Source organism: Kribbella monticola, from assembly GCF_003261635.1.
Lineage (GTDB): Bacteria > Actinomycetota > Actinomycetes > Propionibacteriales > Kribbellaceae > Kribbella > Kribbella monticola.
Genome location: NZ_QFXK01000039.1, coordinates 169,414 through 191,216 on the forward strand (window position 1 = coordinate 169,414; position 21,803 = coordinate 191,216).

Sequence of the window (21,803 nt, forward strand, 5' to 3'; positions counted from 1 at the left end):
CCGAGAGATGACCCGGTGGGGCAGTTCGCACCCGACCACCGTAGTGGCCGAACCCGGACTGCCCCACCTAGGTACCAGGCCCCCATCAACTCCCAGCTGTCGCCGAGGGTCGCTAACCCAGTACCAATGAGGCGCCGCTAGCGGACAGCGCCTCACCGATCGGTTGGCTGTACGACTCGTTCTGCTGACCGTATTTCGCCAGGCACTGGCCGCTGATCAGCGCGGCCCCGCTGGTGATTCCCTGCGCGTAGTCGCCGGACATGTTGGCACCGCCGGAGTCGCCGGCCTCGACGCACGCGGTGTGCTGGAACAGGCCCTTGACGACCCTGTTGTTCCCGTAGTTGACGGTGACGTCGCGGGCGACGATCCGCCCACAGGTCCACTTGGTGCTCTTACCGGACTTGCACACCACCGAGCCGATGGTCGGGCTGGCAGTACCCCGTACTACGACGTCCTCGCTGCCCCAGCGCTCGACGCGGCCCTGTGGGTCCCAGCCGTCGATCACGCTGACCGTGCCGAAGTCGTTGCCCGGGAAGCTCGAGGTCCTGGTGTTGCCGAGGACGTAGCCGTTGCGGGACCACGAGGGCCTGCCGCTCGTGCAGTGCCCCGCGGTGAGGAAGATGTGCTGACCGTCGCCGGTCGTCGCGTTGAAGCCGAGTGAACAGGTGTAACCGGTGTTCTTGTCCACCTGGAGGCCGCCCAGCAGCCCGAACTCGCCCTCGGTGAGGGTCGGCCTGCCCTGGGACCGCCGGACGGTCACCATGGCGCCGTTCTCCTCGGCCGCGCGCAGGAACCGCTGGGTGACGAGGTCACGGGCCCCGGCGGGCACGGTGACGACGACCGTCCCGGTGACCGGGTCGACGTACCAGGACTTGACCTGGCCCGCGCTGGAGCCGGTCGCCACGTGGTCGAGCTCGCCCTGCACCCCGCGCAGCTGGTCGGCGGTGTAGCGGACAAGTTTGGGGATCGCTCCGGCCGCGCGGACCGCGGCGGCGGTGGCTGTGTCCGAGACCGCGACCACCAGCTCACCGGAGTCGTCGAAGTAGCTGCCGACGACCCGGGAGCCGAGTTTCGACTCGACGGTCTCCGCCTGGAGCAGCTGCTGGTCCTGGACGAGCTGCTTCACACCTGCTGGATTCTGTCCCCGCGCCGTGCCGGTCCTGGCGACCTGGGGGTCCGCTTGCGCGCCGTTCGCCGCGATCAACCCGGCCGCCGTCAGAGCGACGATCCCGGTGAGTGCGGCGCCGACCCGAAAACGCCCTGACATACGTCCTCCTCACGCCGGCGCCCTGCACCCGAGTCAAAGCGCCACTACGGACCGTAGGCGCTCGGACACGGATTGTCCATGGGCAACAGCTCTGAATGTTCAACGAGGAGGCCGTGCCCGGGCTATGGTCAGCCGACGATCAGGCTCATCGCCTCGGCCCGGGTCACCGGGTCGCGGAGCTGGCCCCGGACGGCCGAGGTGATCGTCTTCGCGCCCGGCTTGCGGACGCCGCGCATCGTCATACAGAGGTGTTCGCACTCGATCACCACGATCACCCCGCGCGGCTTGAGGATGTCCACCAGAGACTCCGCGACCTGGGTGGTCAGCCGCTCCTGCACCTGCGGGCGTTTCGCGTAGACGTCGACGAGCCGGGCCAGCTTGGACAGCCCGGTGATCCGGCCGTCCGCCCCGGGGATGTAGCCGACGTGAGCCACCCCGGTGAACGGCACCAGGTGATGCTCGCAGATCGACCACACCTCGATGTCCTTGACCAGGATCAACTCGTCGTGGCCGAGGTCGAAGGTGGTGGTCAACACGTCCTCGGCCTGCTGACCGAGGCCGGCCGCGATCTCGGCGTACGAACGGGCCACCCGGGCCGGCGTCTCCTGCAAGCCCTCGCGGTCGGGGTCCTCGCCGATGGCGATCAGGAGTTCGCGGATCGCCCGCTCGGCGCGGGCATGATCGAATTTCGGCGAAGTCACCACCTCAACATAGGCGATGCCCCGGGATCAACCATCGATCCCGGGGCATCGTCCAGTAGGTGGAGTCAGGTCACTCGGCCGGTGGGGTCGGCCCGCCGCCGTAGTTCGGGCCGTGGGCCGCTTCGTCGGGGCCGACCGATCCACCGGGGATCACGTCGGACAGCGAACCGTTCTGCTCACCGCGCGACGGCAGCGGCATCACCGGCGGCTGCTCGGACGGCACCCGGGTCGACGAACCGGTCCACGCCGGGCGCAGCTCGCGCTTCTGGATCGGCGCGAAGATCCGGGCGATCTCGCCCTTGTCCAGCGTCTCCTTCTCCAGCAGCTCCTCGACCAGGTGGTCCAGCACGGCGCGGTTCTCGGCCAGGATATCGAAGGCCTCCTGGTGCGCGTTCAGGATCAGCTTGCCGACCTCTTCGTCGACCGCCGCGGCGATCTCCTCGGAGTAGTTGCGCTGGCTGCCCAGATCCCTGCCCAGGAAGGGCTCGCCGGAGTCCTGGCCGAACTTGATCGCGCCCAGCCGCTCGGTCATGCCGTACTGCGTGACCATCGCGCGGGCGAGCGCGGTCGCCTTCTCGATGTCGTTGCTGGCGCCGGTGGTCGGGTCGTGGAAGACCATCTCCTCGGCAGCGCGGCCACCGAGCATGTAGGCCAGCTTGTCGAGCATCTCCGACCGGGTGGTCGAGTACTTGTCCTCGTCCGGCAGCACCATCGTGTACCCGAGCGCGCGGCCGCGCGGCAGGATCGTCACCTTGTGCACCGGGTCGGAGTGCGGCAGCGCCGCGGCGACCAGGGCGTGCCCGCCCTCGTGGTACGCCGTCAGCACCTTCTCCTTGTCCGACATCAGCCGGGTCCGGCGCTGCGGTCCGGCGATCACGCGGTCGATCGCCTCGTCGAGGGCGTTCTTGTCGATCTGCTGCTTGTTCAACCGGGCCGTGAGCAGCGCGGCCTCGTTGAGCACGTTGGCCAGGTCGGCACCGGTGAAGCCCGGCGTACGGCGGGCGACCGCGCGCAGGTCGGCGTTCTCGGCCATCGGCTTGCCGCGGGCGTGCACCTTCAGGATCTTCTCGCGACCCGGCAGGTCCGGCGCGTCGACGGCGATCTGGCGGTCGAACCGGCCCGGCCGCAGCAGCGCCGGGTCGAGCACGTCCGGACGGTTGGTGGCCGCGATCAGGATGACCCCGCCGCGGACGTCGAAGCCGTCCATCTCGACCAGCAACTGGTTCAGCGTCTGCTCGCGCTCGTCGTGGCCACCGCCGAGGCCCGCGCCACGGTGCCGGCCGACGGCGTCGATCTCGTCGATGAACACGATCGCCGGCGCGTTGGTCTTGGCCGTCTCGAACAGGTCGCGGACCCGGGAGGCACCGACGCCGACGAACATCTCGACGAAGTCAGAACCGGAGATCGAGTAGAACGGCACGCCCGCCTCGCCGGCGACGGCCCGGGCGAGCAGCGTCTTACCGGTACCGGGCTGGCCGTAGAGCAGCACGCCCTTCGGAATCTTGGCGCCGACGGCCTGGAACTTGCCCGGCTCCTGCAGGAACTCCTTGATCTCGCCGAGTTCCTCGATCGCCTCGTCACACCCGGCGACGTCCGCGAACGTCGTCTTCGGGGTGTCCTTGGTGATCAGCTTGGCCTTCGACTTCGCGAAGCTCATCACTCGCGAGCCGCCGCCCTGCATCGAGTTCATCAAGAAGATGAACACGACGGCGATCAGCAGGAACGGGATCAGCGTCGAGAACACCTGGCCGATGAAGCTCGGCTTGGGGTTCTCGACGTCGTACTTCTCGATCTTGTTGTTCTGGAACAGGTTCTGCAGGTCGGTGCCCAGGGTGTTGGCCTGACCGTCGACCCAGTGCGCCCGCACCTTGGTGCCGTCGGTCTTCTCGATCCGGATCTCCTGATCCGGGTCGATCAGCGTCGCCGACTTGATCGACTTCTCGCCGGCCGGGGCGTCGGTGGCCTGCTTGATCAGCTGCACCACCTGGCCGGTGGGCTCGGTCTTGTACCCGGTCGAGCCGGTCAGGAGCTGTCCGATCACCAGCACGCCCAAGAAGGCGAGGACGATCCAGAACAGGGGTCCGCGGAAGATGCGCTTGACGTCCATGATCAGGGCAGGTGCCCCGTCCCTCCTAGCTCAGCAGGCCCGGGATAACGGGCTTGTGACGGCAATACCAGTCCAAGTGTCTCGTGTCGGGCAAGCGTGCCCACCACGAGGGTCACCGAACGACGGTACGACCCTGTCTACAGCCTGTCACCAAGTCCTGATAGTGCCCGGCGGCGGGCGCAGCGCCGGAGCTCAGGAGTAGACGTGCGGGGCGAGCGTGGCGACGCAGCGCAGGTTGCGGTACTTCTCGGCGTAGTCCAGCCCGTAGCCGACGACGAACTCGTCCGGCAGCTCGAGGCCGACATACTTCACCGGCACCGCCATCTTCGCGGCGTCCGGCTTGCGGAACGCCGTACAGATCTCCAGTGAGGCGGGCTTGCGGGACTGCAGGTTGCTGACCAGCCAGGTCAGCGTCAGCCCGGTGTCGATGATGTCCTCGACGATCAGCACGTGCCGGTTGGTGATGTCGGTGTCCAGGTCCTTCTGGATCCGGACCACCCCGGAAGACTTCGTTCCCGAGCCGTAAGAGGAGATCGCCATCCAGTCCATCTCGATGTGCCGGCTGAACGACCGGGCCAGGTCGGCCATCACCATCACCGCGCCGCGCAGGACGCCGATGATCAGCAGGTCCTTGCCCTCGTAGTCCTGCTCGATCCGGCCGGCCAGTTCCTTCAGCTTCGCCTGGATCTGCTCCTCGGTGAAATGAATCTGGGCCAGGTCTTTCTCGATGTCCGACGCGTCCACGCGATCAGGGTGTCACACCCGGCGCCAAGACGATGAATCCGGCCCGCCGGACCGCCCGGATCCCTTGCGGCAGGTCGATCCAGCGCTGTCCGCGCCACTCCGTCACCAGTGCGTCGACGGCCGCGACGTGGCCCGCGGTGAGGTCGTTGGCGCGGCAACCGGCTTCCAGCGCCGCCTGCCGCAGCGCCCTGGTCCGGAGCGCTGCGGGCTCACCTTCGAGGAGGCCAACATCACACCGCACCTCACCGTCAGTACGCCGTACTGCGGTCTCCGCGAGCTCCGCGGCCAGCACGTCGAGCGCGTCCGCGTCGGCCCGTAGCAACCCCGCCGTACGGGCCAGTGCCTCGGTCACACCTGGCCCCAGCGCCTCCTCCAGCACCGGGAGCACCTCGTGCCGTACTCGCACTCTCTTGTACTTCGGGTCGTCGTTGTGCGGGTCGTGCCACGGCCTGAGCCCTGATGCCACGCAAGCAGCCGCCGTAGTCGACCGGGACAGCTCCAGGAACGGCCTGCGCAGGATCCCTGCCACCGGCGCCATCCCCGCCAGCGACCGGGCACCGGAGCCACGAGCGAGGCCGAGCAGGACCGTCTCTGCCTGGTCGTTCCGAGTGTGAGCGAGCAGTACGACGTCAGCTCCCACCTCCTCGGCCACGTCCCGCAGAGCGTCGTACCGTGCTGTCCGGGCGGCTCCCTCGGGTCCGCCCGCGTCACCGACCTCTACAGCTCGTACATGTACGGGATCGAGTCCTAGCGACTTGCACTGCTCAGCCGCTGTCGCAGCGATGTCTCCCGACTCCGCCTGCAGCCCGTGGTCCACGATGACCGCTCCTGCGCTCAACCCCAGCTTCGGCGCTTCGAAAGCAGTCGCTGCCGCCAGTGCGAGCGAGTCCGCACCACCCGAGCAGGCGACCAGCACGGCGGTGTCGCGCGGGAGATCGGCGAGCGCAATACGGACCGCCTCCCGGACCCGGGCTACGGACGGATGCAGCTTGCCGCGGTACTCACCCGTTGACTCTGCTGACCCAGGCATCCGGGTTGGCGATCTCGTTCTTGGTCGGCAGGGTGTTCGGTCCGGTCCAGACCCGGTTGAAGCCGTCCATGCCGACCTGGTCCACCACACGCCGTACGAAGGCCGCGCCGTCCTGGTACTGGCGCAGCTTGGCGTCCAGGCCGAGCAGCCGCTTCAGCAGCTGGTCGAGCGGGTTGCCGCCCGTCCGGCGGGAGGTGAACTTGGCCCGGATGGTGTCCACGGTCGGGATCACACTCGGCCCGACCCCGTCCATCACGAAGTCGGCGTGGCCCTCCAGCAGCGACATGACAGCGGTCAGGCGGTCCAGTACGGCGCGCTGCTCCGGCGACTGCATGAGGTCGACGAGACTCAGCTCGGCCTCGCCCTTCACCGAGCGCCCGAGCCGCTGCACGGCTTCGCGGAACATCGCCGCGTACGCCGATGCGTCCAGCTCGGCCTGGTCCAGGAACAGCGCGATCTCGGACCGCAGGTGATCCCGCAGCCACGGCACGGCGGTGAACTGAACCCGGTGGGTCTCCTCGTGCAGGCACACCCACAGCCGGAAGTCCCGCGGTACGACGCCCAGCTCGGACTCCACGTGCATCACGTTCGGCGCGACCAGCAACAGCCGCCCGGTCAGGTCAGGCCGTGACGGGTCGGGCTCGGCCGGGTAGAACGGGTCGAACTGCCCGAGCACCCGGGACGAGAGGAACGCCAGCAGCGCGCCGGCCTCGATCGCGGTCACCCGGGGGCCGACGGCGGACGACAGACTGCCGCTGCGCTCCTGCTTCTCGCGCAGCTTGTCGGTCAGCGGTCGCAGTACGGTCCGGAAACCGTCAGCGTTGGCCTGCACCCAGCCGGGCCGGTCCACGATCACCACCGGCGCCGTAGCCGACGTGGCCTGCAGGCCGGTGAAGTCGCGCACGTGCTGCTCGGAGTCCGCGGCGAACTGCCGCAGCTCGCCCACTACTTGGTCCGCTTCGGCCCGACTGACCGCCGGACCAGGCCGGAGCAGCTTCCGAGCCACCACGGTCGCCAACTGCCAATCGACCATGTCGGTCGAGGTATCGCCTTCCGCCGTACTCATGTTTCGACCCTAGTGGCACGGTCCAACACGCGCCTGTCGGGAGCCGGAAGCTCACCCCGTGTCGCGGCGCTGCTCAGGCGCAGCCGCAGTTCGCCAGGGTGGCGGAGATCCGGTCGAGAGCAGCCCGGGCGTCGAGCGCCTTGTCGGGCGGCGCGCTGTCCGTGGCGACGGCGAACACCAGCAACGTCCCAGTGCGGTCGCGGACCAGCCCTGCCAACGAGTGCACCCCAGTGAGCGTCCCTGTCTTGGCGCGCACGAGTCCGGTGCCCGCCGCCGAGCCCGGACCAGCGAACCGGTCTTCGAGGCTCCCAGTGAACCCAGCGATCGGCAGCCCGCTCACGAGATGCCGTAGCTCAGGCTTGGCCACTGCAACCCGTACTGCGCCTGCCAGCGCCTCGAGTGGCACCTGGTTCGTCCGCGACAGTCCGCTGCCGTCGTAGATCGTCGCCTTGGACACGTCGATCCCCAGCCCGGTCAGCGTCGCTCGGACGCCCTTGACACCAGCGGTGTACGAGCCACCGTTCTGCGTCGCGATGCCGACCTGACGCAGGAGGACCTCGGCACCGTCGTTGTCGCTGTGGAGATTGATGTACTCCACGATGTCGCCGAGCGAAGCCGACCGGACCTCTGCGAGCGAGTCAGCGGTCGCCGGTGCCGTCGTCGGCTTGATACTGGCGGCCACCTTGATCCCAGCGGTCCGGAGCAGTCCGGCGAAGACCGTTGCTGCTGCGAGCGCCGGTGAAGGAGCCCTCTTGGCCATACCGGGTGAGAGCCGGCCCTCATTGACCCACAGGGCCGACGTACGAGCTGCGATCCCCTCGGTGAGGTAGTTCGGTTCCCACTTGGCGTTCGCGGCCGGCCCGGTGAACAGGCCGGCGTCGTACCCAAGAGTCACGCTCGCGACGCCCCGGGAGCGCAGCGACCGCGCAGTACTGGCGGCCAGCTCCTGGAGCGAGGCGCGTCGCGGGAAGTCGTCCGACGCCCCGGGCCGCACGGCCAGTAGTGGGTCGCCGCCGCCGACCAGGATCACCGAGCTGCTCGCGGCGCTGACAGTCTTCGTTGTGAACCGGTGATCCGCCCCGAGCGTCGCCAGCGCCGACAAGGTGGTCAGCAGCTTCATCGTCGACGCCGGTACGAAGGGCTTGGTCGCGCCGATCGAGGTGAGTGCCTTCGCGCGGGAGGCGTCGTACACATAGACACCGTGATGCTTGCCCAGCGACGGGTCAGCCAGCGCAGCAGCAAGTGCCCTCTGTACGCCGGTGGCCGTGGGGGCGACGCCCGCTGTCTTGGCAGGTGGCAGTACCGGTGGGGCGGCCGTAGTTCTGCTGCCGCTCTGCGACCGACCGGGCACTGCCTGCGCTCCTGCCGCTCCGCTGAGCGCGATCGGCAGCGTCAGCATCACGGCAAGCGTGACGAAGACCGCACGGGGACGACGGGCCACCGGGCTGCTCCTGTCATTTGGTCGGTCCGAACCGTGACAGTATCTGCCGTATGGAGTTCGACGTCTTCATCGAGATCCCCAAGGGCACCCGCAACAAGTACGAGCTGGACCACAAGACGAACCGGCTACGGCTCGACCGCACCCTGTTCACGGCCACTCAGTACCCGTCCGACTACGGGTTCATCGAGGACACCCTGGGCCAGGACGGCGACCCGCTGGACGCCTTGGTGCTGCTCACCGAACCGACCTTTCCCGGCTGCCTGATCAAGGCCCGGGCGATCGGCATGTTCCGGATGACCGACGAGAAGGGCCCGGACGACAAGGTCCTCTGTGTCCCCGCCGGTGATCCGCGCCAGGAGCACCTGCGCGACATCCACCACGTGCCCGAGTTCGACCGGCTCGAGATCCAGCACTTCTTCGAGGTCTACAAGGACCTCGAGCCCGGCAAGTCCGTCGAAGGCGCCACCTGGGTAGGCCGAGCCGACGCCGAAGCCGAGATCCGCGCCTCCTTCGAGCGCCTGAAAACCGAACCTCACTAGCCGGTACCACGGAGGAACCCCCCATCGCGGTTCCTCCGTCACCGCTCGAGGCGACCTCGGCCGGGTACCTGCGAGCGCGCTCCACCATCGCCTCGCCCAACCACCTAGCATTGACCGCTATGGAGCTCCGGCAGCTGCGGTACTACGTTGCCGTCGCGCAGCAGCTTCATTTCGGGCGGGCTGCCGCGCATCTGCACATCTCCACGCCGACGCTCAGTCAGCAGATCAAGCAAGTCGAACGTGAGATCGGCACTCCCCTGCTCATCCGCCACAGCCGCGGTGTCGAGCTCACCGCCGTCGGCAAGGTCTTCCTCGACCATGCCACCACCACCATCGCCGCAGCCGACCGCGCACTCACCGAGACCCGCCGCGCAGCAGGTCTCGGCGACCCACAACTTCGCCTCGGGCTCCTCAACGGCGTCCCCGGCTGGTTGCCCGCCGCCCTCGAAAACCTGGCCTCACAACGAAGTCCCGGCTGCAAAGTCACCCCCATCGCCGGCACCACCGCCGAGCAACTCGCCATGCTCGCAGCCGGCGATGTCGACCTCACCCTGATCAGGACCCCAGCAACGTTGCCCATCGCAACAACCGCGAAACCCCTGGCGGAAGAGGAGCTAGGAGTGTTGCTGGCGGCAACAAACCCTCTCTCCGCCAGCGCCGAGATCACCCTCGCCCAACTGCGCGCCCACGAGCTGATCTGGATCAACCGCGAGGCCGCACCCGAGTTCTACGACGACGCCATCCAGCGCCTCGGCGGCAGCTCCGAACTCCGCATCAGCCCAACCACGATGAGCCATTCACAACTCCGCTCGGCTCTGCTCGTGCGTCGCGACGCGATCACCCTCGGCTCTCGCCGGGCCGCCGACAACGACGTGATCTGGCGACCCATCGAGGGCAGCCCACTCCATGCCCGGTACGCCGCCGCGTGGCGCACCGACAGCCGCAATCCGGTCCTGCACGCGATGCTCGTTAGCCCCGGCCTCACGCCGGTTAGGAAGCGCGTCGTGGATCTCTGAACCAGCCGCTGATTGGCTCGGAGCCATGAGAAAAGAACGCGTCGTCATCGTCGGCGGCAGCTCCGGCATGGGCCTGGCGCTGGCCACCGAACTAGTTGCTCAAGGCACCGAAGTCATCATCGCCGGCCGCTCGGCCGACCGGCTCGAAGCCGTCGATCTGCCCGTACGCAAGGTCGTCACCGACATCGGCGACGAACAAGGCGTCGAACGCCTCTTCAAGACCACCGGGCCGGTCGACCACCTCGTGACGACCGCCGCCGACATCTCCGGCAGCTACCAGCCGATCAGGGAGTACGACGTGGCGGCCGCCCGGTCGGCCATCGAGTCCAAGCTGATCGGCCCGCTGCTGCTCGCCAAGCACGGCGCGCCGGTGATCGCGCCAGGCGGGTCCATCGTCTTCACGTCCGGCATCGCGGCGTACCGGCCGGGGCCGCGCGGTTCGATGGTCGCCGCCCTGAACGGCGGGCTCGGCTCGATGGCCGCCGCACTGGCGGTCGAGCTGGCTCCGATCCGGGTCAACGTCGTGTCGCCCGGCTGGGTCGACACCCCGATCTGGCAGAGCGTCGCCGGGGACGCCAAGGACGAGACCCTGGCGGCGATGGCCGCCCGCCTGCCGGTGGGCCGGATCGGGCGGACCAACGACATCGCCGAGGCGATCATCGCCCTGCTGCGCAATGGATTCATCACTGGCACCGTTCTGCACGCCGACGGCGGACACCGGCTCGTCTAGTCGTGGTGGTGGTCTGGACCGGGCCCGGCCCGCACGCAAGGAGGCCGGGCCTGTGTCAGGGTCGTCCGAAGAAGTCCGGGGTCTCCCAGTAGTAGACGTTCTCGAGCTTGACCGGTTTGCCGGTCCGCGGCGCGTGCACCATCCGGCCACCGCCGAGGTACATCGCGACATGGAAGATCGTGCTCGGGTCGTTGTGGTCCTCGGCCCAGAAGATCAGGTCGCCGGGCCGCAACTCGTCCGCGCTGATGTGCTTGATCTGCTCGTACTGCGCGACGCTGTAGTGCGGCAACTGCACCCCGGCCTTCTCCCAGGCACCCATCGTCAGCCCGGAGCAGTCCCACCGGTTGGGACCGGTCGCGCCCCACAGGTACATGTCGCCCAGCTGGGACAGCGCGAAGGCGATCGCCCTCGCGGCGGAACCCCGGCCGGCCGAACTCCCGCCGCCGTCGTTCCCGCCACCGTCGTTCCCGCCACCGCTGTCGCCGCCGCCGTGGCCCGGCCGGTGCTTCGGCGGCTTCGTCTTCTTGCCGTGGTTCTCGCGCTTCTCCCGCTCCTCGCGAGCCTTCTCCTCGGCCGCCTCACGGGCCCGCTCGGCAGCTTCCCGGGCGGCGATCCGCTTCCGCAGCTCTTCGGCCTTCTTGGCGGCCAGCGCGGCCGCGCGCTGACGGGCGAGCTCCTCCAGCCCGCGCTGCCGCTGCTCCGCCACCTGGTACGACGTGTTGCGCAAGGTCGCCAGCTGGCTGATCTGACTCTTCCGCTCGGCACCGATGGCGGCGACGGCCGCGGCCTGGTTCGCCTCGGCGGCCTCGGCTTCAGCCTTCGCCTTCGCGGCCGCGTCGGTCGCGGCCTTCACCTTGGTGACCGCCTGGTCGGCCTGCAGCTTGAACGCGTTGGTGACCACCTGGGTCGCGGTGAAGCGGAGGAACGAGCCCTGCATCGCGGTGGAAATGGAGTGCGCCGCGCCGGCCGAGTCGAGCAGCTGCTGCGGACCGTCGGCGGTGAACAGCGGACCGAGCTTCGCGAGGTCGCCACCCCCCTGGTACGACGCGGCCGCGTACCGTCCGATCTCGCGGCGCTGACCGGCCAGCGTCTGCTCCGCCTTCGCCGCCCTCGCGGCAGCCGCGGCGGCATCCGTCTTCGCCTGCTGCAACCGGTACATCGCGCCGTTGTAGTTCTCGTCGGCCTTGCCGGAGGCGATCCCGAGCTGCTCGAGCCGGTCGTTCGCGGCAGCCAGCTGCTGCTCGATCGCGGCGACCTGGGCGGCCTTGGCGGCGGCGGCCTTCTTGGCCGCGTCGACGGTGGACTGTGAAGGAATGACCGGCGGCTTGGGGTCAGCCTGCGCCGGGACCGAGATCAGGGCCATGGTTCCGATCAGCGAGACCGCGAGCACACCGGACATCAGAACTCTGCCGGTCTTCCCTGTGCTCGAGTCCCGACGATCGGACTCAGCCCCCGTGGGCGTCCGCATCGGGTACTTCCTTCCGCCAGTCACGAGTCCTTCCCCGAACTCGTGAACTTTTGGTCCTTCTGGACCACATAGGTGACACTAGTTGCCTACAGCCCCATTGGGAACACCTTTCACACCAATAACTTTGTTTCACCTGCGTGTCGGCTTGACAAACTACAAGTTTGTAATTCACGCGCCCGGACTCAGCCGCTCCGTTTTCGGGCCTTCGGCAACCACCTGAGACAGCAGATCGGCGCCACCCGGCCGAAGCCAGATGACGCCGATCAGTTGGCCGACCCGGTCAGAAGGTGTAGCTCGCTGTCACCGGAAGGTGGTCGGAAGCGAGGGTGACCGGAACCTCGGCCGAAGTCGGGCGGAGGTCCGCCGTGTGGAGGAGGAAGTCGATCCGGGCCGTGGGGTTGTCGGACTCGATCGTGTACCCGGGGCCCACGCCGACCTCGGTCCAGGTGTCACGCCAGACCGCGGTCAAGGTCTTGATCTCCGGCGCCTCGGGCTTGGCGTTGAGGTCGCCGACCAGGACCGTCGACTGCTTCGATCCGCTCAGCAACTCGACCACCTTGTGCGCCTGCTCCAGCCGTTCGGCGTTGTTGTTCGAGGTCAGGTGGGTGTTGGCGAACCGCAGGGTCTTCCCGCGAACCTTGATCGTGGCGACCGCCAGACCGCGCTGCTCCCCGGTCGGGTAGAGCGGCAGCAGGGTGTTGGTGAAGTTCCTGATCGGGTACCGCGACAACATCGCCGTACCGTACTGACGCCGAGGCTCGCCCGGATTCAACGGCGGCAGGTCGAGGTTGGCCGCGTACGCGAAGTGCATCTTCAGCCGCCCGGCGAGCCAGGCAGCCTGGTCGACCCAGTTGCTGCGCTCGCTCCAGTGCTTGTCGACCTCCTGCAGCCCGATCACGTCCGCGCCGGACTGCTCGATCACCTGCGCGATCCGCTCGAGGTCGACGACGCCGTCGATGCCGGCGCCATGATGAATGTTGTAGGTCAGCACCTGCAGTTGACGAACCGGCGCGGCATTCGCCACCGCGGGCGTGAGCAGGAACAGACAGACGAGGGCACCTAGGAAACGTTTCCGCATGCCCTCATCCTGTCCGCACCCAGACGACACCCGCACCAAGTACGGGTGTCGTCCAACCGAACAACCTCAGCGCACCTGATCAGCTCAGCGCATGCGCACCGCGCAAGACCAGCCCACGCGCGCCGGGCAAGCTCAGCGCTTCAGTACCAGCTTGCCTACTGCGCCCTTCGCGCCCGAGGCCCAGCAGCCCGCGTGGAACCCGTGCCCGGCGCACTCGACGCTGTCGAAGCTGCCGTCGTAGAACTGCGTCCAGCTCCGCCCACCGTCGACGCTGACATCGCTCCCCGACGGCCCGACCGCGACCACCGTGGTCGGTGACCACGGCACGAAGGCCGAGCCACTGCGGTACCCCTTCGGCGCCTTGTCCGCGGGCACCAGCTTCCAGGTGCGACCACCGTCGTACGTGATCGACGCGGCCTTGACCGCCTCGGTCGGCTTCAGGAAGTCGCCGCCGACGGCCACCCCGAAGAGCGGCCCGCGGAACGCCAGACTGAAGATGCCGGCCGCCTCGCCACTGGCCATCGGCGAGTCGGTCGCCGTCCAGTGCAACCCGTTGTCGTTCGTGCGGAACACCCGCGGCCGATCCCCACCACCGGTCGCGAACCAGGCGGTCCGCCCCGGCCCGGCGACCAGGCAGGTACCACTCGCCGCGAACGCGAACTCACCCGGCAGCGCCGCCGGCATCCCAGCGTTCGGCAACACCTTCCACGACTTACCGCCGTCCGAGGTCGAAGCGATCCGGAACTTGCCGTCCACCGGGTCACTCAGCGCCAGCCCGTGCGAACCGTGGAAGTCGAGGCAGTCGTAGAACGCGGCCGGCTCGGTGTTACGGAACGTCTCGGTCCACGTCTTGCCACCGTTGGTCGTCCGGTAGATCCGCGAGTCCTCGCCGTTGCCGATCGTCATGGCCACAGCACGGTCGGGGCCGAACGCCTCGATGTCGCGGAACTGCAGCGCCTCGAGACCCGGCGGGCTGACGTTCTCCCAGCTCTTCCCGCCGTTCGTCGTCCTGAGCACCTGGCCGGCGCTGCCCGCGACCCACGCAACGTCCGCACTCACCGCCGCGAGCCCACGGAACTGCGACTCGCTCCCCGTCGGCGTCAGCTCCCACTCGTACGACGGTCCGTGCCGCCCGCCACTCGACGTACCGACCGCTTGCGCGGGCACCATCTGGGACATCGCCAACAGGACTCCCGCCGCCAGGGCGGCCAAGCGCAGGGTTCTCATGCCCGGCAAACTAACCCACGCCCCCGACATCCGACACCCATTCAACAAACAACTACGGCCGGTGAACCCCGATCGCCCCGGGGATCACCGGCCGTAGCTCGGTCAGGCAGCTGTGAGCCGGAAGGTCTGGGCCGTGCTGCCGTTGCAGGGAAGCTGGACGAGCTGGGTCGAGTCAGCGGTCGAAGCACCTGGTACTGCGAGGCACTTGTTGCTGAGGCGACTGGTGAAGTGGAAGTAGCCACTTCCTTCGGAGACCGCCTGCCACTGCTGGTTGCTGCCGTTGCTGTAGGTCCACAGTTGCAGCCCGGCGTTGTCGGCCGTCGACACTCCGGTCACGTCGATCACCTTGGTGGCGTCGTTGCGGTTGTTGATGCGGACGAACCCACCCGAGGTCGGCTGGAACTGGAACTGCTGCGCGGCCGTCGAGTTGCACGAGTACTGCTGGATCACAGTGCCGTTCGCCGTACCGGCTGCGCGCGCGTCGACGCACTTGCCGTTCGCCTTGTTCGCCACCGAGTACCACGCGGTCGGCGACGGCTGGTCGACCGGCGGCACCGTCGTACCGCCACCGCCGAGCCACTTGAGCGCGTCCATCATGAACTGGTTCTGCGCCGGGCTGTCGAAGGTCGAGGAGAGCCGGGTGTTGGTCTGGTAGTTCATCGCGTTGTGGCCGAAGTTGGCGTAGATCACCTTGTAGTTCTTGTTGGTCCAGATGATCGGGTAGTAGCCGGAGGTCCAGATGTTGCCCTGCTGATTGCCGACCGGGAAGCTCGACGGGTCGATGGAGGCCAGCACCTGGATGTTCGGGTTCTGCCGCAGGTCGTTCTGCCAGCTGTACCACTCGCTGACCGATGAGCGGAACGTCGCGCCCGTGTTCACCAGCGACGGGTGCGAACGGTTCTCGGTCTTCAGCGTGACTGCCGAAGGGCCCCAGGTGTTCGACTGGAACTGGCCGGTGCCCAGCAGCGTGTTGTTGAACCACGGCCAGCCGCCACTCGCGTCGTTGTACGCCGAGACGTGGAAGCCGAAGAAGGCACCACCGTTGTTCATGTAGTTCTGGAACCCGGTCCGCTGCGCATCGCTGTGCGGCGAGTCGTCCAGGAACATCACCACCTGGTACTGCGAAGCGCTCAGGTTGTTCAGCTGGTCCCAGTTGTTGGTCGCCGTGTAGTTGAAGCCGTTGTCGGCGCCGAACTGCGGGAACCGCTGATTCGCCTCCTTTTCGAAGTCGATGTGCGCAGCGTCGTACGTGCCGCTGTAGAAGGCGAGCACGTTGAAGGTCGCGGCGACCTGTTGCGTTCGCGCCTCGCGGGCATAGGCGCTCGCCGACGTCAGGCACAGGCAGACGACGAGCAGACTCAACAGCTTGGCGAGGAACCTCTTGGGGTCGGAAAGCATGGGGGCGGTCCTTCCGGGATGGCGGCAGGCAGAAGTTTCCGAGCGGGCAGGGCGGATCCCCTCGGTGACTCAGGCATTACGCAGGGTGGATTCAGGGCTTAAATTAACTGATGGCCTAACCTGCGTAAAGACTTCAGCAAGCCTTTTCCGAAAAGACTTTCAGTTTTCTGTGGGGACCAGTCGCTGGCTCCCGATCACCGACAGCAGTTCGAGCCGTTCGGCGCTCACACTCCCCGGCGCAGCGGTGAATACCAGCAGCGTCTGCTGCTGTTCGAGGTCGTCCAGCAGCTGGCAGTGCAACTCCAGCTCCCCGACGCCCGGGTGCCGGAACCGCTTGACCCCGACGTGCCGGATCCCGACCTCGTGGGCGTCCCAGAGCCGGCGGAACTCCCCGCTCCCGTCGAGCAGAGCGCGCACGAGCGTGCCTGCTCGGGACTTCTCGCCGTCGGTGGCGTAGACGGACCGCAACCCCGACACCAGGACCCTGCTGTGATTGGCGCGGATGGCGTCGTCGGCGTACAGGTCTCGTTCGCCTTCGCGCAGGAACCAGCGGTAGATGTTGCTGCGCTCGAGTCCTTCGAAGCTCGTCAGCTCGCCCTCGAAGGCGACGTCCATCGGGGTCTGCAGCAACGTTTCGCCGAGCCGATTCAGTACCTGGGCGGGGGTGTCGACCAGCCGGTCCAGGATGCGCAGCAGGCCGGGATTCACATGGTCGCCACCAGTACTGCGCGGAGGAATGCCGTGTCCGGCCAGGACATAGAGGTGATCGCGCTCGTCCAGTGTCAGGCGCAGCGCGCGGGCGATTGCCGCGAGCATCTCGGTCGACGGTTGCGGACCTCGACCGCCCTCGAGCCGGCTGTAGTAGTCGGTCGACATCGCCGCGAGGGACGCCACTTCTTCGCGCCGCAGTCCCGGAGTGCGCCGGCGGCGCCCGCGGGGCAGGCCGATGTCCTCGGGTTGCAGCGCTTCCCGCCGCTTGCGCAGGAAGTCGGCCAGTTCCAGATACTCCATACCTTCATTGTTCAGCAGTGCCGAGCGTTAACCACTGCTTGCCGAGCAGTGGCTGAACCGAGCCTGGTTGGCCGCCGCGAACGGCCGGAGAGTGGAGACATGAAAACCACAGGCAACACGATCTTCCTGGCCGGCGGCACCTCGGGCCTCGGCCTCGGACTGGCCCAGCGCTTCCTGGACCTCGGCAACAAGGTGATCATCAGCGGTCGCCGCAAGGAACTGCTGGACCAGCTGGCCGACGAGCATCCTGGCCTGGAGACCATCGCACTGGACGTCGCCGATCCGGACTCGATCGCCGACACCGTCGAGCAGGTGCTCGCCACCCATCCCGATGTCAACGTCGTGATCACGATGGCGGGCATCATGCAGCCGGAGAACCTGCGCGACGCGAACCACCTCAGCATCAGCGAAGCGACGATCACGACGAACCTGCTCGGCACGATCCGGGTGATCAGCGCCTTCCTGCCGCATCTGGTGAACAAGCCGGACGCGGCAATCCTCACGGTGTCGTCGGGTCTCGCGTTCGTGCCGCTGGTGATCACGCCGACGTACAACGCGACGAAGGCCGCCATCCACAGCTACACGCAGAGCCTGCGAGTGCAGCTGGCGGACACCTCGGTCCAGGTGATCGAGCTGATTCCGCCCGCCGTCCAGACCGCGCTGATGGGCCAGGAGAACGACGAACGGGCGCTCCCGCTCGACACCTACCTGACCGACACCATCGACATCCTGCAGAACCAGCCCGACGTGACCGAGGTCGTCATCGAACGGGTGAAGTTCCTGCGCAACGCAGAGCCCGAAGGCCGTTACGCCGAAACCTTCGCAGCTCTCAACAGCCACTGACGAGGCACCTCGCAGTACGGGGTGTCAGTCGGCGAGGGCCTGCTCGATGCGCTCGACCTTGGCAGTGAGCTGACCGGTGAAACCGGGACGGATGTCGGCCTTCAACACCAGGCTGACTCGGGGCGAGACCGCGGCGACGACCTCGACGGCCTGCTTCACCACCGCCATCACCTCGTCCCACTCCCCCTCGAGGTTGGTGAACATCGCGTTGGTCTCGTTGGGCAGGCCGGAGGCGCGGACGACGCGGATCGCCTCGGCGACCGCCTCGCTCACGCCACCGGTCTCGTCCCCGGCAGCCGGGCTGATGCTGAATGCAACGATCATGCGGCCAGCTTGCCACCCGCCCCACGCTCCGCGCCTGACTGGTTGACGGTGGACCACGCCGGGCGCGATCGGCCCGCGTTGCTGGCCGTGACGCTGATCACTTGGGCTGCTACTTTACGGAGTCAATCGACTACGGTGCGCACCGGGTACGCGCCGCCGTGACCGCGATCGACAACTGGAACGACCCGGTCAACGCCGCCTTCGCGGAGATCGCACCGCTCCCGATCGGTCTGGAAACCTGGGCCAGTCTGTACCTCGCGATCACAGCCAGCCACGAGCGCGGCCACCTCACCTACGACCGTCGTACCGACCGGGCCGTGCTCCACTGGGGCGCGGACCAGAGCGACCCGTCGATCACAGCTGCACGCGCCCTGTTCGACAAGATCAACCAGGCGACCGGTACGACGTACCGGCGGGATCTCTTCTCCGGCGGCCGGGAGTTCGCCGCCGACTTCTGCTACCACCCGCTCGGCGGCTGCCTTCTCGGCAAGGCCACCGACGACTACGGCCGGGTCCGCGGCTACCGGAATCTCTATGTCACCGACGGTTCCCTGCTGCCCGGCTCCATCGGTGTCAATCCCTTCGTCACCATCACGGCCCTTGCCGAACGCAACATCGCGCACATCATCCCCACCGATCTCAAGGTCTGAGCTTCGGCAGCCACGCCGGCACGGACCGGCGGTACTCCTCGTACTGCCGGCCGTACCGGTCGCGCAGCACGGGCTCCTCGTACCAATGGACGAACGCAGCCATCACGGCCCAGACCAAGAGCGCGTAGGCGAGCAGGCGAAGGTCCAGAAAGAGGAGCGCCTGGCCGAGGATTGCGGCGATGACACCGACATACATGGGATTTCGGACGAAGCGGTAGTCACCGCCGACGACCAACTGCTCGGTCGGTGCGATCGGCGCCGGAGTACCACGGCCTTCGCGGACGAACCGGACAAATCCCCGCAGGACGATCACGGCGCCCGCCAGCAAGAGGACGGCGCCCGGCCAGAACCGCGGCGCCGGCCAGCGACTGATCAACCAGGGCATCAGACCGGCCACCACACCGGGCGCCGCGAAGAAGAACGCCGTACTACCGAGGATTGCTCTGCGCATCGGAGACCTTCTCGATCACGCGCTCCGCCAAGGAGCACAGGGTTTCGAGCTCGGAGGGACTGAGATCGCCGAACCACTCGGCCACGGCGGCGAAGTCCGCGGAGTCACGCTGCTTCCAGTAGCTCGCGTTGTGATTTGTTGTCGAGAGCAACTTTCGGCGCTTGTCGGTCGGATCCGGCTCGACCTGCAGCAGGTCCTTGCGGACCAGGGCGGCGACGATCTGGGCGACGTTCTGATGGGTGCTGCCAAGTGCGGCGGCCGCTTCGGCCAGCGAGGGTTTGCCGGCCGCCGCGACCACGGTGATCAGCGCCGCCTGCTGAGTCGTCAACCCATCGGCCCGCAGCCGCTCGTCCATCGCGTTGCGAAGCCTCTGAGCGAGGGCGAGCACCGTCCGGAACGCCCGGACCGACGGGTCCAGCGACGACGCTGGACCGATGCCCAGCAACTCTTCGGTCTTGTGGGTGCGCGACATGGGCAATATATTACCTATCAAGTCCAAGGGGAGGCAACCATCGATGATCTGCCTGCTGCCGCACTGCGCCTACCTGTCCGAGACGTCCCGGATGCTGGAGCTCCATCGCGCCCTCACCGAGCTCGGCGTTCCGGTCCGCGTCGCCACCCACGGCGGTCCCCACGAGCGCCTCCTCACCCGGGCCGGCGTCGCGTACGACGTACTCGGGCCTGGCCTGTCTGCCGCGCGATCGGCCGCTTTCGTCGCCTCGGCGATCGGACAGGGCGACCCGCGACAGAGCATGTACGACGACGCCGAGATCCGCGGTTACGCCCAAGCGGAAGCGGAGTACTTCCGTAAGCACGGCATCACCGTCGCCGTCACCGGCTTTACCCTGACCTCGCTGCTGTCGTCCCGGCTGGCCGGCGTACAACTCGTCACCGAGCACGCCGGCAGCTTCGTCCCGCCGGTCTTCGAGCGAAGGTTGCTACCGGCACCGAGTTCGCCGGTCGACCCACGGCTGAGCCGCGCACCGGACTGGCTCAGCCGGTTCCTCGTCAACCGCACGATGAACCGCACCACGGCGTACTGCGGCGGCTTCAATCGTGTCGCCGCATCGCTCGGCGTCGAGCAGGTGCCGAGCCTCGCCGCTTTGCTGCTGGGCGATCTCTCTTTGGTACCCGAGATCCCTGAAATACTTGGGATCTCGGCCGCCGAGCTGGCGTCATGGCGACCCGGTCGCGGCTACCGCCCGAGTTCACGGCTCGCCGCCGTCGGCCCCCTCTTCGCTCACCTGGATCTCCCTCTGCCAGGGCGGGTCCAGAAGTTCCTCGGCCGTCCGGGGCCGGTCATCTACGTCGCCATGACGTCGACGCCGCCGAAGTTGGTCCGGGCCGCGGTCGAAGCGCTCGGCCGCCTCGACGTACGCATCCTGGTCGCCGGCACCGTCCACGACCTGACCGATCTCGCCACCGATCGCATCATGGTCGAGGGCGTTCTCCCCAGCCACCTGGTGATGCCGCAGGTCGATCTCGCGATCACCACCGGCGGCCAAGGCAGCACCCAGACCGCGACGGCCTCCGGCACCCCACTCCTCGGCATCCCGCTCCACATCGAGCAGGACCTCAACATCGCCCTCCTCGAACGCCTCGACGCCGCTCGGCACGTCGCTCCCTCACACCTCGACCATCTAGCCCCGATAGCCACCGCGATGCTCGACAACCCAGCTCACCAGCGCGCCGCGGAGCGCCTCCAGAAGCTGTACGCCGCCGTCGACGGCCCGACCCAGGCAGCCGAGCAGCTCGCTCAGCTCACTCAGCGCTCGAGTTGATCCGCTCCGGGAGAACGGCCGCGAAGGCTTCCACGTCCCGCTGCTGACGACGCAGCACCTTCCGCTGCCAGAGCCTGATGAGCGCGTCCGGCTGCCCGGAGATATTGGTGATCCGGTAGGTGATCAAGGTCCCATCAGGATGCTCAGCAAAGCTGTAGTCACCGCGATACCAGTACTGCCCGTGCATCCCCACCGAACAGTTCCCAGGATCCGCCTCGACCACGACCCCCGCCGGATTCGCCCGATCGACCCCAAGCACGACCGCAGCCCGCTCGGCCGTCAGAAACGGCGCCACCCGCGCAAACGAGACGTCGGCCACGGCCGTGACAGTTCCAAGAACACCCATGCGGCGGATGCTAGCCCGCCGACCCGACCACTCGCGGCGCCTTCGGGCAGGTGACCCGGTTCACGGTGTGAGGGATGGAGAAGCATAGCTTTCCTATGTATTGTTGTTTTACGTGATCGCGACTGATCTTTCGGAGCTTGGTGTCGAGGTGCTGGTGGCTGCGGCGCGGTTGACGCGGTTGGCCAGTCGGGATGTGAGCTCGCTGCCGCATGCCGCGATGCGGTTGATGGGGCGGCTGGACGAGCTCGGGCCGACGCGGATCAGCGATCTGGCCAAGGCCGATCGCTGTTCGCAGCCGACCATGTCGAACCTGGTCCAGCGCCAGGAGGAGAACGGCTGGGTCCGGCGCGAGCCCGATCCGGCCGACTCCCGGGCCAGCCTGATCAGCCTCACCGACGCCGGTCGCGCAGAACTCGACCAAGCGCGGCACGAGGCCGGTGCGGCCATCGCCGCCCGCCTCAGCCAACTTCCCGCCAGCGACGTCGCCACCCTGCAGGCCGCGGTCACCGTCATGCGCTCGATCCTCACCCAGCGCGTCGAGGGGGAACGGCCGTGAGCCTCCCTCCCTCGACGCGCTCTAATCCT

The 21,803-nt window shown here is 67.8% G+C and carries 23 protein-coding genes; 7 read left to right on the forward strand and 16 right to left on the reverse strand.

Annotated features, from left to right (window positions below):
- Positions 1–112 precede the first annotated feature (112 nt).
- From DIZ26_RS32205 to dacB, 7 genes are all read right to left on the reverse strand, one after another.
- Positions 113–1,267 (reverse strand): S1 family peptidase, encoded by a 1,155-nt coding sequence (locus DIZ26_RS32205; protein ID WP_112248332.1) that lies wholly within the window; start codon positions 1,265–1,267, stop codon positions 113–115.
- A 128-nt stretch (positions 1,268–1,395) separates the two neighbouring features.
- Entirely contained in the window at positions 1,396–1,968 is a 573-nt protein-coding gene (folE, locus tag DIZ26_RS32210; protein ID WP_232828751.1) for a GTP cyclohydrolase I FolE, read from the reverse strand.
- Between the two features lie 70 nt (positions 1,969–2,038).
- The gene (ftsH, locus tag DIZ26_RS32215; RefSeq protein WP_112248334.1) at positions 2,039–4,075 is read right to left on the reverse strand and encodes an ATP-dependent zinc metalloprotease FtsH; all 2,037 of its coding nucleotides are present in this window, start codon (positions 4,073–4,075) and stop codon (positions 2,039–2,041) included.
- Positions 4,076–4,267: 192 nt separating this feature from the next.
- Complete coding sequence (gene hpt / locus DIZ26_RS32220; protein ID WP_112248335.1) at positions 4,268–4,819, reverse strand: hypoxanthine phosphoribosyltransferase; 552 nt, start codon at positions 4,817–4,819, stop codon at positions 4,268–4,270.
- 4 nt (positions 4,820–4,823) lie between these two features.
- Entirely contained in the window at positions 4,824–5,849 is a 1,026-nt protein-coding gene (gene tilS, locus DIZ26_RS32225) for a tRNA lysidine(34) synthetase TilS (RefSeq protein WP_112248336.1), read from the reverse strand.
- Positions 5,821–6,915, reverse strand: coding sequence for a zinc-dependent metalloprotease (locus DIZ26_RS32230; RefSeq protein ID WP_112248337.1), 1,095 nt, complete (start codon positions 6,913–6,915; stop codon positions 5,821–5,823). The genes tilS and DIZ26_RS32230 overlap by 29 nt, the downstream gene beginning before the upstream one ends.
- Before the next feature lie 73 nt (positions 6,916–6,988).
- Positions 6,989–8,356, reverse strand: a complete 1,368-nt coding sequence (gene dacB, locus DIZ26_RS32235) for a D-alanyl-D-alanine carboxypeptidase/D-alanyl-D-alanine endopeptidase (RefSeq protein ID WP_112248338.1) — start codon at positions 8,354–8,356, stop codon at positions 6,989–6,991.
- Positions 8,357–8,406: 50 nt separating this feature from the next.
- Between dacB and DIZ26_RS32240 the strand changes: the two genes are divergently transcribed.
- From DIZ26_RS32240 to DIZ26_RS32250, 3 genes are all read left to right on the forward strand, one after another.
- Positions 8,407–8,895, forward strand: a complete 489-nt coding sequence (locus DIZ26_RS32240) for an inorganic diphosphatase (RefSeq protein ID WP_112248339.1) — start codon at positions 8,407–8,409, stop codon at positions 8,893–8,895.
- 119 nt (positions 8,896–9,014) lie between these two features.
- Complete coding sequence (locus tag DIZ26_RS32245) at positions 9,015–9,911, forward strand: LysR family transcriptional regulator (RefSeq protein WP_112248340.1); 897 nt, start codon at positions 9,015–9,017, stop codon at positions 9,909–9,911.
- A gap of 25 nt (positions 9,912–9,936) precedes the next feature.
- Positions 9,937–10,641 carry an SDR family oxidoreductase gene (locus DIZ26_RS32250; RefSeq protein WP_112248341.1) on the forward strand — a complete coding sequence of 235 codons (705 nt, stop codon included), beginning with the start codon at positions 9,937–9,939 and terminating at the stop codon, positions 10,639–10,641.
- Positions 10,642–10,696: 55 nt separating this feature from the next.
- Here the strand turns inward: DIZ26_RS32250 and DIZ26_RS32255 are convergent, their stop codons facing one another.
- The 5 genes from DIZ26_RS32255 to DIZ26_RS32275 all read right to left on the reverse strand — a co-directional run bounded on the left by DIZ26_RS32255 (position 10,697) and on the right by DIZ26_RS32275 (position 16,823).
- Positions 10,697–12,040, reverse strand: coding sequence for a C40 family peptidase (locus DIZ26_RS32255; RefSeq protein WP_232828752.1), 1,344 nt, complete (start codon positions 12,038–12,040; stop codon positions 10,697–10,699).
- Between the two features lie 349 nt (positions 12,041–12,389).
- Positions 12,390–13,187, reverse strand: a complete 798-nt coding sequence (locus DIZ26_RS32260; protein ID WP_112248343.1) for an endonuclease/exonuclease/phosphatase family protein — start codon at positions 13,185–13,187, stop codon at positions 12,390–12,392.
- Positions 13,188–13,319: 132 nt separating this feature from the next.
- Positions 13,320–14,414 carry a WD40/YVTN/BNR-like repeat-containing protein gene (locus DIZ26_RS32265; RefSeq protein ID WP_198676390.1) on the reverse strand — a complete coding sequence of 365 codons (1,095 nt, stop codon included), beginning with the start codon at positions 14,412–14,414 and terminating at the stop codon, positions 13,320–13,322.
- Positions 14,415–14,516: 102 nt separating this feature from the next.
- A complete protein-coding gene (locus DIZ26_RS32270; RefSeq protein WP_112248345.1) occupies positions 14,517–15,812 on the reverse strand; it encodes an RICIN domain-containing protein in 1,296 nt (431 codons plus the stop codon).
- A 159-nt stretch (positions 15,813–15,971) separates the two neighbouring features.
- The gene (locus DIZ26_RS32275) at positions 15,972–16,823 is read right to left on the reverse strand and encodes a helix-turn-helix transcriptional regulator (protein WP_112248346.1); all 852 of its coding nucleotides are present in this window, start codon (positions 16,821–16,823) and stop codon (positions 15,972–15,974) included.
- 99 nt (positions 16,824–16,922) lie between these two features.
- On the opposite strand from DIZ26_RS32275, the gene DIZ26_RS32280 reads away from it, so the two are divergent.
- Complete coding sequence (locus DIZ26_RS32280; protein WP_112248347.1) at positions 16,923–17,666, forward strand: SDR family oxidoreductase; 744 nt, start codon at positions 16,923–16,925, stop codon at positions 17,664–17,666.
- A 24-nt stretch (positions 17,667–17,690) separates the two neighbouring features.
- Here DIZ26_RS32280 and DIZ26_RS32285 read toward each other — a convergent pair whose 3' ends face one another.
- On the reverse strand, positions 17,691–17,990 hold the full coding sequence (locus DIZ26_RS32285) for a thiamine-binding protein (RefSeq protein ID WP_112248348.1): 300 nt from the start codon (positions 17,988–17,990) through the stop codon (positions 17,691–17,693).
- 101 nt (positions 17,991–18,091) lie between these two features.
- Between DIZ26_RS32285 and DIZ26_RS32290 the strand changes: the two genes are divergently transcribed.
- The gene (locus DIZ26_RS32290; protein ID WP_408610289.1) at positions 18,092–18,640 is read left to right on the forward strand and encodes a GMC oxidoreductase; all 549 of its coding nucleotides are present in this window, start codon (positions 18,092–18,094) and stop codon (positions 18,638–18,640) included.
- Here the strand turns inward: DIZ26_RS32290 and DIZ26_RS32295 are convergent.
- Together DIZ26_RS32295 and DIZ26_RS32300 are read right to left on the reverse strand one after the other, a co-directional pair.
- Complete coding sequence (locus DIZ26_RS32295) at positions 18,630–19,091, reverse strand: methyltransferase family protein (protein WP_112248349.1); 462 nt, start codon at positions 19,089–19,091, stop codon at positions 18,630–18,632. The two genes, DIZ26_RS32290 and DIZ26_RS32295, sit on opposite strands and share 11 nt — an antisense overlap.
- Positions 19,069–19,563, reverse strand: coding sequence for a MarR family winged helix-turn-helix transcriptional regulator (locus DIZ26_RS32300; RefSeq protein ID WP_112248350.1), 495 nt, complete (start codon positions 19,561–19,563; stop codon positions 19,069–19,071). The genes DIZ26_RS32295 and DIZ26_RS32300 overlap by 23 nt, the downstream gene beginning before the upstream one ends.
- A gap of 43 nt (positions 19,564–19,606) precedes the next feature.
- Here DIZ26_RS32300 and DIZ26_RS32305 point away from each other — a divergent pair, with 43 nt between their 5' ends.
- Positions 19,607–20,872 (forward strand): glycosyltransferase, encoded by a 1,266-nt coding sequence (locus DIZ26_RS32305; RefSeq protein WP_112248351.1) that lies wholly within the window; start codon positions 19,607–19,609, stop codon positions 20,870–20,872.
- Here DIZ26_RS32305 and DIZ26_RS32310 read toward each other — a convergent pair.
- Positions 20,853–21,218, reverse strand: a complete 366-nt coding sequence (locus tag DIZ26_RS32310) for a hypothetical protein (RefSeq protein ID WP_157979877.1) — start codon at positions 21,216–21,218, stop codon at positions 20,853–20,855. The two genes, DIZ26_RS32305 and DIZ26_RS32310, sit on opposite strands and share 20 nt — an antisense overlap.
- Positions 21,219–21,330: 112 nt before the next feature.
- Between DIZ26_RS32310 and DIZ26_RS32315 the strand changes: the two genes are divergently transcribed.
- The gene (locus DIZ26_RS32315) at positions 21,331–21,774 is read left to right on the forward strand and encodes a MarR family winged helix-turn-helix transcriptional regulator (protein WP_198676391.1); all 444 of its coding nucleotides are present in this window, start codon (positions 21,331–21,333) and stop codon (positions 21,772–21,774) included.
- The last annotated feature ends 29 nt before the right edge of the window (positions 21,775–21,803 follow it).